Annotated in this window: 13 protein-coding genes; 9 read left to right on the top strand and 4 right to left on the bottom strand. The window is 75.6% G+C overall.

All coding sequences use genetic code 11. From position 1 onward, the window contains the following. Positions 1-82: 82 nt before the first annotated feature. Complete coding sequence (locus ACI78R_RS06640; RefSeq protein WP_457040074.1) at positions 83-1,261, bottom strand: PucR family transcriptional regulator; 1,179 nt, start codon at positions 1,259-1,261, stop codon at positions 83-85. A gap of 45 nt (positions 1,262-1,306) precedes the next feature. On the opposite strand from ACI78R_RS06640, the gene ACI78R_RS06635 reads away from it, so the two are divergent. Further along, on the top strand, positions 1,307-2,011 hold the full coding sequence (locus ACI78R_RS06635) for a phosphatase PAP2 family protein (protein WP_457040073.1): 705 nt from the start codon (positions 1,307-1,309) through the stop codon (positions 2,009-2,011). Then, a complete protein-coding gene (locus ACI78R_RS06630; RefSeq protein WP_457040072.1) occupies positions 2,008-2,493 on the top strand; it encodes a pirin family protein in 486 nt (161 codons plus the stop codon). The genes ACI78R_RS06635 and ACI78R_RS06630 overlap by 4 nt, the downstream gene beginning before the upstream one ends. Before the next feature lie 36 nt (positions 2,494-2,529). Here the strand turns inward: ACI78R_RS06630 and ACI78R_RS06625 are convergent, their stop codons facing one another. Both ACI78R_RS06625 and ACI78R_RS06620 read right to left on the bottom strand, forming a co-directional pair. Next, positions 2,530-3,810, bottom strand: a complete 1,281-nt coding sequence (locus ACI78R_RS06625; protein WP_457040071.1) for a right-handed parallel beta-helix repeat-containing protein — start codon at positions 3,808-3,810, stop codon at positions 2,530-2,532. A gap of 160 nt (positions 3,811-3,970) precedes the next feature. Continuing rightward, entirely contained in the window at positions 3,971-4,996 is a 1,026-nt protein-coding gene (locus ACI78R_RS06620; RefSeq protein ID WP_073419331.1) for a LacI family DNA-binding transcriptional regulator, read from the bottom strand. A gap of 187 nt (positions 4,997-5,183) precedes the next feature. On the opposite strand from ACI78R_RS06620, the gene ACI78R_RS06615 reads away from it, so the two are divergent. The 7 genes from ACI78R_RS06615 to ACI78R_RS06585 all read left to right on the top strand — a co-directional run bounded on the left by ACI78R_RS06615 (position 5,184) and on the right by ACI78R_RS06585 (position 12,886). Beyond that, the gene (locus ACI78R_RS06615) at positions 5,184-6,479 is read left to right on the top strand and encodes an extracellular solute-binding protein (RefSeq protein ID WP_073419332.1); all 1,296 of its coding nucleotides are present in this window, start codon (positions 5,184-5,186) and stop codon (positions 6,477-6,479) included. A 117-nt stretch (positions 6,480-6,596) separates the two neighbouring features. Further along, a complete protein-coding gene (locus ACI78R_RS06610) occupies positions 6,597-7,586 on the top strand; it encodes a carbohydrate ABC transporter permease (protein ID WP_457040070.1) in 990 nt (329 codons plus the stop codon). Positions 7,587-7,594: 8 nt separating this feature from the next. Then, complete coding sequence (locus ACI78R_RS06605; RefSeq protein ID WP_073419334.1) at positions 7,595-8,497, top strand: carbohydrate ABC transporter permease; 903 nt, start codon at positions 7,595-7,597, stop codon at positions 8,495-8,497. 53 nt (positions 8,498-8,550) lie between these two features. Next, complete coding sequence (locus ACI78R_RS06600; protein ID WP_073419335.1) at positions 8,551-9,645, top strand: ABC transporter ATP-binding protein; 1,095 nt, start codon at positions 8,551-8,553, stop codon at positions 9,643-9,645. 114 nt (positions 9,646-9,759) lie between these two features. Beyond that, positions 9,760-11,157 (top strand): GH1 family beta-glucosidase, encoded by a 1,398-nt coding sequence (locus tag ACI78R_RS06595; protein ID WP_073419336.1) that lies wholly within the window; start codon positions 9,760-9,762, stop codon positions 11,155-11,157. Continuing rightward, on the top strand, positions 11,154-11,891 hold the full coding sequence (locus ACI78R_RS06590; protein WP_457040069.1) for an SDR family NAD(P)-dependent oxidoreductase: 738 nt from the start codon (positions 11,154-11,156) through the stop codon (positions 11,889-11,891). Before ACI78R_RS06595 ends, ACI78R_RS06590 begins: the two co-directional genes overlap by 4 nt. A 200-nt stretch (positions 11,892-12,091) precedes the next feature. Beyond that, positions 12,092-12,886, top strand: coding sequence for a glycoside hydrolase family 88 protein (locus ACI78R_RS06585; RefSeq protein ID WP_457040068.1), 795 nt, complete (start codon positions 12,092-12,094; stop codon positions 12,884-12,886). Here the strand turns inward: ACI78R_RS06585 and ACI78R_RS06580 are convergent. After that, positions 12,793-13,737, bottom strand: a complete 945-nt coding sequence (locus tag ACI78R_RS06580) for an FAD-dependent oxidoreductase (RefSeq protein ID WP_457040067.1) — start codon at positions 13,735-13,737, stop codon at positions 12,793-12,795. The two genes, ACI78R_RS06585 and ACI78R_RS06580, sit on opposite strands and share 94 nt — an antisense overlap. Positions 13,738-13,744: the final 7 nt, after the last annotated feature.

The following is a 13,744-nucleotide window of genomic DNA, read 5'->3' as shown; positions in this document are numbered from 1 at the left end:
TTGGAGGGTCCCCACAAGTGGCGGGCCTCGCCGGGCCGTCGCGGCGCCGATCCGTGGTGGGGACCACACTGCGGTCGCACGCTCAGTGCCAGAGCGAGCGGCCGCCGTCGAGGTCGGCGAGGGCGAGCGCGACGTGCAGCGTCCAGGCCCCGCGGGGGTCGGTGGCCACCTGCCCGGTGAGCTCGGCGGCGCGCTTGAGCCGGTAGCGCACGGTGTTCGGGTGCACGAACAGCGCCCGGGCGCTGGCCTCGAGGTTGCCGCCGCCGGCGAGCACCGCGCGCACCGTCTCGAGCACCTCGCCTCCGGCGCCGCGCAGCGGCAGCACCACCCGCTCGGAGAGCGCGGCGTGGGCCAGCGGGTCGCCGTCGAGGGCGCGCTCGGGCAGCAGGGCGTCGGCCGACACCGGGCGCGGGGCGCCGGGCCACGCGCGGGCCGCGCGCAGCCCCGCCAGCGCCGCCGCGGCCGACCCGCCCGCGGCGCTGAGCCGGTCGACCACCGGCCCGAGCACCACCGGGCCCGGGCCGAACTCCTCGGCCACCCGGGCGGCGGCGGCCGCCACGTCCTCGGCGCCGCCGAGCACCACCACCAGCTGCTCGGCGTGCACGCCGACGAGCACCTCCCCGCCACTGGAGCGGGCGGCGCGGCGGACCGCGGCGTGCGCGTCGCCGTCGGGCGGCGCGGCGCCGACGAGCACGGTGACCGGCTCGGTGCCGGCCCAGCCCAGGGCGGCGGTGCGGCCGGGCAGCTCCTCGGTGCGCTCGCCGCGCACGAGCGCGTCCACGACGAGGGCCTCCAGCCGGGCGTCCCAGGCGCCGCGGTTCTCCGCGAAGCTGGCGTAGACGTGCGCGGTGGCGAAGGCGACCTCGCGGCTGAACTGCAGCACCGCCATCCGCAGGGGCACCGCGTCGCCGGGCTCGGCCACCGACTCGACGTGGTCGTCCATCACCTCGACGGTGAGCTTGATCAGGTCGACGGTCTGCTTGAGCGGCACCGCGCGCACCAGGTCCCGGGGCGCCGCGCCGAACACCTCGCCGGTCAGCCGCGGCGGCCGGCCGGGGTTGCGGCACCACTCGACCAGCGAGGCGATGCCGGCCTGCGCGACGAGCATGACCCAGGAACGCTGGTCGGCGGGCATGGCGCGGAACCACGGCAGGTCCTCGTCCATGCGGGCGACGGCGCGGGTGGCGATGGCCCCCGACGCGCGCTCGAGCCGCCGCAGCGTCGCGGCGGACGGCGGCGGGTCGGTCCCGCGGGCTGGCACGGCGGCCAGCGTGTCACGCGTGCGGGCGTCGGGGAGAGTGGGGGAGTGGTCCCCGCCCCGCCGCTGTCCCGGCCCGCCCGCGCCCGCCGCCGGGTGCTGACCGCGATCGGGGGCGGCCTGGCGGTGCTGGGGGTGCTCGGCGCCGGGGTGGTCACCGGGTGGACCCCGCAGGTCCGCCTCGACGACGCGCTCAGCCGGGCGCTGTACGCCGGCGACGACCGCTCGCCGTTCATCGGCGGCCTGCTCGAGGTGCTCACCACCCCCGGCGTCACCTGGTTCCGCGTGCTGGTGTTCCTCCCGGTGCTGGCCTGGCTCGGAGCCCGCCGCGCCTGGCGCACGCTGCTGTGGGTGGTCGTGGCGATCACCGCGATCGGGCCGGTCACCACCGGGCTCAAGGAGCTGGCCGGCCGCGCCCGCCCGGCCTTCGAGCACGGCGGGCTGGACTACCCGGGCCTCAGCTACCCGAGCGGGCACTCCTCCGGCATCGCCACGCTCGTCACCGTGGCGCTGGTGCTGGCCTGGCCGCGGCTGACCGCCCCGGGTCGGCGGGCCGCGGTCGCCGCCGGCGTCGCGCTGGCGGTGCTCGTCGGTCTCACCCGCACCTGGCTCGGCGTGCACTTCGTCTCCGACGTCGTCGGCGGGCTCTCCCTGGGCCTGGCCTGGTCGCTGGCGGTGGCGCTCGTCCTCGGCGGCCTGCCCGGCGGCCCGGCGGCGCTGCCCGAGCGGGAGGCCGAGGAGGCCGCGCGGTGACCGCCGTCGAGGGGGTCCCGCTGCTCGAGCCCGGCGACGGGTCGCTCGGCCCGCTGCTGCGCGTCACCGACGACCGGCTCCCGCCCGGCGCCGGCTACGGCGTGCACGCCCACCGCGCGGTCGACGTCGTCGCCGTCGTCCTCGAGGGGTCGCTCACCCACCGCTGGGGCGGGGACGCGCCGCTGGCGGCGGGTGACGTCGGGGTGCTCCGCGCCGGGACGGGCCTGGACCACGACGAGGTCGCCGGTCCCGCGGGCGCCCGCGTGCTCCAGTGCCACCTGCGCGCCGCCGACCCCGGCGCCGCGCCGTCGCACGAGGTGCTGCGCGCCCCCGCCGGGTGGGTCGACCTCGGCCGGCCCGACGCCCGGCTGTGGCTCGGCGACGACGGGCCGGGCGTGCCGGACGGGGCCGTGCTGCGGCCCGGCGGCGGCCGCGCCGTCGTCTGGGCGGTCGACGCCGCCCGTCCCGACTGGGCGGGGTGACCGGGGGCCCTCCGGCGGAGGGCCCCCGGCCGTGCCTCACGGGGCGCAGACCTCCGCGGGGACGCTGGACCCGCAGACGTTGTCCTCGAACTCGACCGCCCCGACGTCCCGCAGGAACGGGCTGACCTGCGGCGAGCTGAGCAGCACGTCGACCGGCGCGTTGCCGGTCAGGTCGTTGTCCGTGACGACGACGCCGTCCACCGGGCCGGGGTCGACCCCGCCGGCGTTGTTGAACGGCGGCAGCGACACCAGGGTCAGGCCGCCCGCCGGGAACTGCAGCGAGGCCGGGTCGACGGCGGGCACGTTGTCGTGCACGTCGTTGTGCCGGATCGACACGGTGTCGGCGTTGACCACCGAGATCCCGGTGCCCGAGACGCGCAGCGACGCCTGCGCCTCACCGACGCCGGCGAGGCAGAAGCGGTCGTTGCCCGTCACCTCGTTCCACTTCAGCTGCCAGTCGCCGCCCTCGACGCGGCCGCTGAAGTCGGGGATCTCGGTCGCCGCGTCGTCGAAGACGAGGATGCCGACGCAGTTGCCCGCCACGTAGTTGTTGCGGACGACGCCGACGCGCGACTCGCGGGCGAAGACGCCGAGGTTGTAGCCGCGGACGTCGTTGGCGACGACGTCGGCGTAGGCCTCGTGCGAGTCGGTGACGCCGATGCCCGCGGTGCCGCTGTTCGGCGCCTCGGCCGTGCCCCGGTCGAGGCCCCGGAGGACGTTGCGCGAGATCCGGGTGTGCGTGGAGTCCGCGGCGAGGATGCCGTAGCGCTCGTGCGCGTGCGCCGCGGTCTTGTGCACGCGGAACCCGTCGGCGCCCCAGGCGGCGATGCCGTTGGCCGGGTGGTTCCAGGTGGACAGGTGGCTGACCCGCACCGGGCCGTCGGGGTGGAGGAAGAACAGGCCGGAGACGTCGTCGCGCAGGGTGCCCGGGTCGGTCTCCGGGTCCCCGCCGTTCTGCGCCTCCCAGCAGGCGGTCGGCGCGACCTCGGGCAGCTGGTCGGGGGTGGTCCACTCGGGCCACACGATCCGCGTGCCGTCCTCCCCGCGGCCCTCGCCGACGATGGTCAGGCCCTTGCCGTCGACGCAGACGGCCTCCTCGTAGGTGCCCGCCTCGATGCGGATCGTGTCGCCGGAGCTCGCCTGGTCCACCGCGGCCTGGATCGACTCGCCGGGGGAGACCACCCAGGTGGTGCCCCCGCCCGCCGCCGCGACGCCGGCCGGCAGCGCGGCGAGCGCCAGGGCGGCGGAGGCGGTGACGGTCAGCCCGCGGGCGGCCGCCGACGGGCGGGGACGTCTCGCCGTACCGGAGTGCTGCATGTGTCCTCCATCGTGTGCCGGGCGCGCCGGGGGCCCGGCGCGTGCGGCAACGATGGGGACGGTGTGACGGACGGGTCCGGTGACACGGCGGGGACGCGTGGGACCTCATCCCCGGGTCGCGGGCCCGCCTCCGACCCGGGGCGTGGGTCGAGTTCCTCCCCTAGGCGCTTGCGCGCCGGACCAGGCGGGTGGGGCAGACCCGCGCCCGCACCCCCTCCTGCCCCTCGACCTGCGACAACAGCAGCTCCTTCATCAGCCGGGTCATGTCCTCCAGCGGCTGCGCCACCGTGGTGAGCGGCGGGTCGCAGGTGGCCGCCACGGCCGCGTCGTCGAAGCCGACCACCGCCACGTCGCCGGGCACGGTGCGCCCGGCCTCGCGCAGCGCCCGCAGGGCGCCCACCGCCATCGGGTCGGAGGCGACGAAGACGGCGTCGAGGTCGGGGGCGCGCTCCAGCAGCGCGGCCATGGCGCGGGCGCCGCCGGCCTCGGTGAAGTCGCCCTCGGCCACCAGCCGCTCGTCGACGGGCAGCCCGGCGGCCTCCAGGGCCTCGCGGTACCCGGCGTGGCGGTCGAGGCCGGCGATCATGTCCTGCGGGCCGGTCACCGTGGCCACCCGCCGCCGGCCCGAGCCGAGCAGGTGCTCGGTGGCCGTGCGCGCCCCGCCGGTGTTGTCGGCGTCGACGTAGCACAGGTCGCGGCCGTCGGGCGGCCGCCCCGACAGCACCAGCGGGACGCCGGCCTCGTCGAGCATGCGGGGCAGCGTGTCGTCGCGGTGCGGGGAGACCAGGACGACGCCGTCGACGTGGCCCTGCCGCACGAAGCGGCCGACCTTCTCCTGCTCGCGCTCGCCCCGCGCGGCGAGCAGCACGAGGTTCATCTCGGTGTCGGCCAGGGACTCCGACAGCTCGCGGAAGACGCGGGCGAAGAACGGGTCGGAGAACACCTGGGCGTTGGACTCCGACAGCACCAGCGCGATGGTGTCCGTGCGCCGGGTGACCAGGCTGCGGGCCATCGGGTTGGGCACGTAGTGCAGCTGCGCGACGGCGGCCTCGACGGCGCGGCGGGCCTCCGGGCGGACCTTGGGCGAGCCGTTGACCACCCGCGACACGGTGGCCCGGGAGACGCCGGCGAGCTCGGCGACCTCGTCGAGCGTGGGCGAGGAGCCGCGTCCGGCCAGCGTCGTCACGGGTCCTCCTGGGGTCGCGGTCGGGGTCCATGGTGCACGGCCCGGGCGGTTCCGCGAATCGCACGAAGTCGTACTTGACAGGCGGGTGTGGTCCCCATCACTCTCCTCCCAGCCGGTCGTGAGAGCGCTTTCACGCCGGACACAGTAGCCCGGACGAGGTCGTTCGGGAACCGATCCAGGAGGACCGATGACCGTTCCCCCGAGACGCAGGGCCGCACTGGGCGCCGCCCTCGTCGCCTCGCTCCTGGCCGCCGGCTGCGGGGGCTCCAGCTCCGCCGACGACGGCACCGTCACGCTCGACCTGGGCCTGTTCGGGACCTTCGGGTTCGAGCAGGCCGGGCTGTACGACGAGTACATGCGCCTGAACCCCGACATCCGCATCGAGGAGACCTCGGTGGAGCGGTCGGCGGACTACTACCGGGCCCTGCAGACCCGGCTCGCGGCGGGCTCCGGCCTCGCCGACATCCAGGGCATCGAGATCGGCTTCGTCGCCGACGTCGTCGAGAACCACGCCGACGCGTTCGTCGACTTCGCCGCCGAGGGCAACGCCGACGAGCTGCTCGGCCACTACTACGACTGGAAGGTCGAGCCGGCCACGACCGAGGACGGCCGGGTCATCGGCCTGGGCACCGACGCCGGTCCCGAGGCCATGTGCTTCCGCCGCGACCTGTTCGAGCAGGCCGGCCTGCCCACCGACCGCACGGAGCTCGCCTCCCGCTGGTCGACCTGGGAGGGCTACCTGGAGCTCGGCCGCGAGTACGACGCCTCGCCGACCAAGCCGGAGGGCACCTCGTTCGTCGACAGCCCGGCGAGCGTCTTCTCCGCCGCGGTCTACCAGGGCGAGACCGCCTACAACGACGAGAGCGGCAACCCCATCCCCGAGACCAGCCCCGGCGTCACCGCCGCCTGGGAGGACGCCGCCGTGGCGGCCGCCGAGGGGATGACCGCCAACCTCATCCAGTTCGGCGACGAGTGGAACTCCGCCTTCGCCAACGGCGCCTTCGCCACCATCTCCTGCCCGGCCTGGATGCTCGGCTACATCAGCGAGCAGGCCGGCGAGGAGGCCTCGGGCGCCTGGGACGTCGCGCCGCTGCCCGGCGGTGCCGGCAACTGGGGCGGCTCCTGGCTCGGCGTGACCGAGAACAGCGAGCACCGCGAGGAGGCCATCGCCCTCGTCGAGTGGCTGACCGCTCCCGAGCAGCAGATCAAGATGTTCACCGAGGAGGCCCACTTCCCCTCCAGCCAGGAGGCGGCGGAGGACCCGCAGGTGTCGAGCGCGACCAACGAGTACTTCAGCGGCGCGCCGGTCGGGCAGATCTTCGCGGACTCGGCGGCAGCGCTGCAGTTCACGCCGATCGGCCCCTACGACACCCAGATCCAGGAGGCGTTCACCAACGCCCTGAGCACGGTCGCCGACGGGACCTCACCCGACGACGCCTTCCAGGCAGCACTCGCGGAGATCGAGCAGGTCACCGGAGGCTGACAGACCCCGGCCGGTGCCCGAGCGCGTCCACCCGCCCGGGCACCGGCCGGCACCACGTCGGCGGCACCTCGCCGGCCCCCGCACCTCCCGCCCGCACACCGCAGTGAGGCACCCCGCATGACCATCGCCAGCGACGACCCCCGGGTCGCGGCGGCCGCCGCACCACCGCCGTCCGTCCCGCCCGCACCCGCAACGGCCGCCCGCCGGCGGCGGTCCCGGCTCACCCGCAACCGCTGGGGCTACGCCTACGTCGCCCCGTTCTTCCTCCTCTTCGCCGCCTTCAGCCTCTACCCGTTCCTCTACACCGCCTACATCTCGCTGCACGACGTGCGGCTCTCCGACCTCGACGGCGCGGTCTTCGTCGGCTTCGGCAACTACGCCGAGCTGCTGCAGGACGAGTTCTTCTGGAACGCCGCGAGGAACACCCTCACCATCGGCATCCTCTCCACGGTGCCCCAGCTGGCCATCGCCCTGGGACTGGCGCACCTGCTGAACTACCGGCTCCGCGGCCGCACCTTCTTCCGCGTCGCGATGCTCATGCCCTACGCGACCAGCATCGCCGCCGCCACGCTCGTGTTCGCGCAGCTGTTCGGCCACGACTACGGCCTGATCAACACGCTGCTGGAGGCCGTCGGCTTCGACCGCATCGACTGGGAGAGCGGCAGCTGGACCAGCCAGATCGCCATCTCGGTGATCGTCACCTGGCGCTGGACCGGCTACAACGCGCTCATCTACCTGGCCGCGATGCAGGCCATCCCGAACGACCTCTACGAGGCCGCCACCCTCGACGGCGCCAGCCGCTGGAAGCAGTTCGTGCACGTCACGATCCCGGCCCTGCGGCCCACGATCCTGTTCACCATCGTGGTCTCGACCATCGGCGCGGTGCAGCTGTTCGGCGAGCCGCTGCTGTTCAGCGGCAACGGCATGACCAACGGCGGCGTCTCGAACCAGTACCAGACCCTCGGCCTGCTCATGTACGACCAGGGCTGGACGAACTTCCGCCTCGGCCAGGCCGCCGCGACCGCCTGGACCATGTTCCTGATCATCCTCGTCGTCGTCGGCGTCTACGGGCTGATCGCCCGCCGCCGCGCCCGGGCCGAGCGGTAGGAGCCGTCATGACCACCCTCGCCTCCGCACCGGAGCAGACGGCGACCGCGCCGGCCGCCACCCCCACCCGGACCCGCCGCCGCGGCGCCCGCAAGGTCACCTCCGCCGGGCCGCTCACCCACGTGCTGCTGGTCCTGACCGCGTTCCTGTCGGTCTTCCCCCTGTACTGGACGGCGGTCGCGGCGTCGAAGACCAACGCCGAGCTCGCCGGCACCCCGCCGCCGTTCCTCCCCGACGCCGACCTGTTCACCAACATCGGCCGGGCCATGGAGGAGGCGCCGATCGGGCTGGCCATCGTCAACTCGGTCATCGTCGCCGGCTGCATCACGGTGGGCACCGTCCTGTGCAGCACCCTGGCCGGGTTCGCCTTCGCCAAGCTGCGCTTCCGGGGCAACAAGACGCTGCTCGGGCTGGTGATCGGCACGATGATGGTGCCGACGCAGCTGGCGATCATCCCGCTGTTCATCCTCATCGCCCAGCTGCAGTGGGTCGACCACCTCCAGGCGGTCGTGCTGCCCACGCTGGTCAGCGCGTTCGGCGTCTTCTTCATGCGGCAGTTCCTGTCGCAGGCGCTGCCCGACGAGCTGCTCGAGGCCGCCCGCGTCGACGGCGCCTCGACGATGCGGACCTTCTGGTCGGTCGTCGTCCCGGTCGCCCGCCCGGCCATGGCGGTGCTCGCGATGCTCACCTTCCTCACCGCGTGGAACGACTTCTTCTGGCCGATCATCGCGCTGACCAGCGAGAACCCGACCGTGCAGGTCGCGCTGGCCGGTCTCGGCGGCGGCTACGTCCCCGACACCGCGGTGATCATGGCCGGCACGCTCGTCGGCACCCTGCCGGTGCTCGTCGTCTTCGTCGTCCTCGGCAAGCAGATCGTCGGCGGCATCATGCAGGGCGCGGTGAAGGGATGAGGCGCCCGTCCACCCCCGTTCCCCCCACCTCCTGCCCGGAAGGCGCCTGAGCCATGGCCACCGTCACCTTCGACTCCGCGACCCGCATCTACCCGAAGTCCGACCGCCCGGCGGTCGACGGCCTGGACCTGCAGATCGGCGACGGCGAGTTCCTCGTCCTCGTCGGCCCCTCCGGGTGCGGCAAGTCCACCTCGCTGCGCATGCTCGCCGGCCTCGAGGAGATCGACGCCGGCAGCATCCGGATCGGCGACCGCGACGTCACCGACGCGCCGCCCAAGGACCGCGACATCGCGATGGTCTTCCAGAACTACGCGCTCTACCCGCACATGACCGTCGAGCAGAACATGGGCTTCGCACTCAAGATCGCGGGCGTCCCCAAGTCGGAGATCGCCACCCGGGTCGCCGAGGCGGCGAAGATCCTCGACCTCGAGGACTACCTGGGCCGGCGCCCCAAGGCGCTGTCCGGCGGCCAGCGGCAGCGGGTGGCCATGGGCCGCGCGATCGTCCGCAGCCCGCAGGTGTTCCTCATGGACGAGCCGCTGTCCAACCTCGACGCCAAGCTCCGCGTGCAGACCCGCACCCAGATCGCGGCGCTGCAGCGGCGCCTCGGCGTCACCACCGTCTACGTCACCCACGACCAGGTCGAGGCCATGACGATGGGCGACCGGGTGGCCGTGCTCAAGGACGGCCTCCTGCAGCAGTGCGACACCCCCGGGACGCTCTACGAGCGGCCGGCCAACACCTTCGTCGCGGGCTTCATCGGCTCGCCGGCGATGAACGTCATCACCGGTCCGGTGGTCGACGGCGGCGTCCGCCTCGCGGGCGCGGTACTGCCGGTGCCGCGCGAGCGGCTGCTGCGCGCCGCCGGCGACGGCGGGCGGGTGACCGTCGGCTTCCGCCCCGAGGCCGTCGAGCTCGCCCCCGAGGGCGTGCCGGTCGTGGTGAACGTGGTCGAGCAACTCGGCTCGGACGCCTTCCTCTACGCCACCCTCGGTGCCTCCGACGACGGCGACGTCCTGCACACTGCCGACCTGGTGGTGCGCACCGAGCCGCGCTCCGCCCCCGCGGTGGGGGAGACGGTGCACCTGCGGGTCCGCGAGGGCGGCCTGCACGTGTTCGACCCGGTCTCCCAGCAGCGCATCGACTAGCGGCCCGATCCATCCCCCCGCCAGCGACGGCGTCGCCGCGACGCCGCCGCGATGGCCCCTGACCTCCGCCCGACCTCCTGCTCCTGATCCCCTGCTCCGAGGAGAACCCCTGCCGTGACCACCACCGACGCCCGCGAGGACCTGCTCGCCGGCCTGACGTTCCCGCCCGGCTTCGTCTTCGGCGCCGCGACCGCCGCGTACCAGATCGAGGGCGCCGTCACCGAGGACGGGCGGGGCCCCTCGATCTGGGACACCTACAGCCACACGCCCGGCCGCACCTTCCAGGGCCACACCGGCGACGTCGCCGTCGACCACTACCACCGCTACCCGGCCGACGTGGCGCTGATGGAGGAGCTGGGGCTCTCGGCCTACCGGTTCTCCGTGTCGTGGCCGCGGGTGCTGCCCGAGGGCAGCGGCCGCGTCGAGCAGCGCGGCCTGGACTTCTACCGGCGGCTGGTCGACGAGCTCCTCGGTGCCGGCGTCGACCCGTGGCTGACGCTGTACCACTGGGACCTGCCGCAGGCGCTGCAGGACCGCGGCGGCTGGGCCGACCGCGACACCGCCGAGCGGTTCGCCGACTACGCGGCCGTCGTCGTCGACGCCCTCGGCGACCGGGTGCGGCACTGGTCGACGCTCAACGAGCCGATGTGCAGCGCCCTGCTCGGCCACATGAGCGGCCTGCACGCCCCCGGCCTGCAGGACCCGGTCGCCGCCTCGGCCGCCACCCACCACCTGCTGCTCGGCCACGGCCTCGCCGCCGGCCGGCTGCGCGCCGCCGGGGTGGACTCGTTCGGCATCACGCTGAACTTCACCCCGATGAACCCGGCCTCGGACTCCGCCGCCGACCTCGACGCCGCCCGGCGCCTCGACGGCCAGCAGAACCGGATGTTCCTCGAGCCGGCCGTCAACGGCGAGTACCCGGCCGACGTCGTCGCCGACCTCGAGGCCGCCGGCGCCCCGCTGCCGATCCGCGACGGCGACCTCGAGGTCATCGCCGCGCCGCTGGACTGGCTGGGCGTCAACTACTACTTCGAGTCCACCGTGCAGGCGGGCCCGCGCCCCGCGGAGAAGCCGACGTCGTTCATCGGCGGCGAGGACGTCCTCGAGCTCGACCCGGTCGGCGTCACCACCACGATGGGCTGGGGCATCAGCCCCGAGGCCTTCACCGACCTGCTGCTGTGGATCGGCTCGCGGGCGCCCGGCGTGCCGCTGGTCATCACCGAGAACGGCTCGGCGTGGGACGACGTCGTCGACGCCGAGGGCGCGGTGCACGACCCCGAGCGCGTCGACTTCCTGCTCCGCCACCTCGCCGCGATGACCACCGCGATCGAGAAGGGCGCCGACGTCCGCGGCTACTTCGCCTGGTCGCTGCTGGACAACTTCGAGTGGGCCCGCGGCTACGCCCAGCGCTTCGGGCTGGTGCACGTCGACTACGAGACCCAGCGGCGCACCGTCAAGGACAGCGGCCGGGTCTACGCCGAGGTGCTCCGCCGCCACCGCGAGGCGCAGTGACGCAGGCATCCCCGGCAGGGCCGGCGGCCGGTCGCGACCTGACCGGCCGCCGGGTCCTCGTCACCGGCGCCTCCCGCGGCGTCGGGCGGGCCGTCGTCGGCGCCCTGGTGGCCGCCGGCGCCGACGTGCTCGGGACGGCGCGCGACGCCGGCCGGCTGGACGCCCTCGCCGCCGAGGTGGCCGGCCCCGGCCGGTTCGAGCCGGTCGTCGCCGACCTGACCGACCCGGCCGCGCCGGCGCTGCTGGCCGAGGCGGTCGCCCGGCGCTGGGGCGGCCTGGACGTCCTGTTCAGCAACGCCGGGGTGATGCTCGCCCGCGACGAGCGGTTCGAGGACGAGCCGGCCGGCACGCTGGAGGACACGCTCGCGGTCAACCTCGTGGCCCCGCACCGGCTGGTGCTCGCGCTGCTGCCGTGCCTGCGGGCCGGGCGCGAGCCGCAGGTGGTGCACGTCAGCTCTGGCGCCGGCACCCGCGACGGCATGGGGGAGCCCGGGATCGGCAGCTACCGGGTGAGCAAGTACGCGCTCAACGGGCTGGTGCTGATGCAGGCCGCGCAGCTGCGCGGGGAGGTGGCGGTCAACGCCCTCGACCCGGGCTGGGTGCGCACCGACCTCGGCGGGCAGTCCGCGCCCGGCACCGTCGAGGAGAGCGCGGCCGGCGCGCTGGCGCTGCTGCGCGAGCCCGCGACCGTCACCGGCCGGATCTTCAAGGACGGCGAGGAGATCTCGTTCTAGCCGGGGAGACGCGCCGCCGCGTCCTGGCCGCGCTGCTGGTCTGCCAGCGGCACTCCTGGGACCAGGGCCTCACCGCCGCCGTCCTCGACGCCGGCGGTGAGGCCGCGGCGCTGCGCGCGCTCGTCGACGACGCCGTCGCCCGGCAGCTGCCCGACGGCCGGCTGGCCGAGCTCGACCCGGCCTGCAGCGTCAACGGCGGCGTGGTGGGGGAGTACGTCGACCGGGTGGCCCGCCGCGACGGCGACGCCGCCCTCGCCGCCGCGGCCGCCCGCCAGCGCGACTGGCTGCTGACCGGCGCGCCCCGCGCCGCCGACGGCACGCTGTTCCACCTGCTCGGCGGCCGCGAGGTGTGGGCCGACACCGTGTTCATGGTGGTGCCGCCGCTGGCCGCGGCCGGGCACGGGGAGGCCGCGCTCGCGCAGCTGGCCGGGCACCGCGCCCGGCTGCGGCGCCCCGACGGGTTGTGGCGGGCGCGCTGGGACGACGCCGCCGGCGCGCCGTCCGACGGCCGCGCCTGGGGCACCGGCAACGGCTGGGTGGCCGCGGCGCTGGCCCGGGCGGTGTCCCTCCTGCCGGGGTCAGGGCTCGCCGCGGAGGCCCGCGCGCACCTCGACGCCTGCCTCGCGCACCGCCGTCCCGACGGGTCGTTCGGGGACGTGCTCGACGACGCCGCCTCCCCGCCGGACACCGCGGTCGCCGCGATGCTCGCCTGGACCGCGCTCGCCGGCGCGCGCGAGGGGTGGCTGCCGCGCGGGTACGCCGACGTCGGCCGCTCGCTGCTCGCACACGTCGTCGCGGCGCTCGACGTCCTCGGGCGGGTGACCGGCGCCGCGGCCGCGCCCCGGTTCGACCGCCCCGGGCACTCGCCGGAGGCGCAGGCCTGGCTCCTGCTGGCCGACGCTCAGGCCAGGGCGCTCGCCACGGCGGCCACCTCGTCCGCCACCTCGGCCGCGCAGCCCCAGGAGAGGGTGACGCCGGCGCCGCCGTGCCCGTAGCAGGCGACGACCGGCCGCCCGTCGACGTCGAGCCGCTCCAGCCGCACGGTCGGCCGGCCCGGCCGCAGCCCGACCGCCCGCGAGAGCACCGGCTGCCCGCGCAGCGCCGGGACCAGCGCGCACGCCCGCTCCAGGATCGCCGCCTCCACCACCGGGTCGGGCTCGCGGCCGGTGGCGCCCTCGACCGCCGTCCCGCCGACGACGACGTCGCGGCCGCGGGGGACGACGTAGGTCAGCCCGGCCGGGCCCTCCTCGTCGAGCAGCCACTCGCCGATCCCGGGGTCGGCGAGGCGCACGACCTGGCCCTGCACGGGCACGCCGGTGTCGTCACCGAGCAGCGGCCCCGACGCCAGCCCCGCGGCCACCACGACGACGTCGCCGGGCACGCCGTCCAGCGCGTCCACCCGGCCGGGCACGGTGGCGACGCCGGCCGCGGCGCACGCGGCGGACAGCCAGGGCAGGTAGTCGCCGGTGTCGACGACCGGCAGGGTGCAGCGGGTGCCGGCGGGGGCGCCCGGCGGGAGCTCCTCCGGCGTCGCGGGCCGCAGGCCCGGGATGCCCGGCGTCCACCAGAGATCGGGGTCGGGCGTGCGGTGCAGGTACGTGCCCGGGCGCATCCGCACGCCGGAGGCCGGGTCGCCGGCCAGCGCGGTGAGCATGCCGAGGGAGGTGGCGCCCCACCGCAGGACGGCGTCGGCGGGGGCGGCCCGGTAGGGGAACCAGATGGCGGCGGCCACCGCGGAGGTCGTCGCCGCCCATGGGTCGGCGGTGTGCAGCCGGACCCGGTGGCCGGCCCGCGCGAGCTCGAGCGCGCAGGTCAGGCCGACCACCCCGCCGCCGACGACGGCCACCGTGAGG

The organism is Geodermatophilus sp. SYSU D01106 (assembly GCF_054049995.1).
Note: the sequence above shows the minus strand (reverse complement) of the source record. Positions and strands in the feature narration are given on the sequence as shown.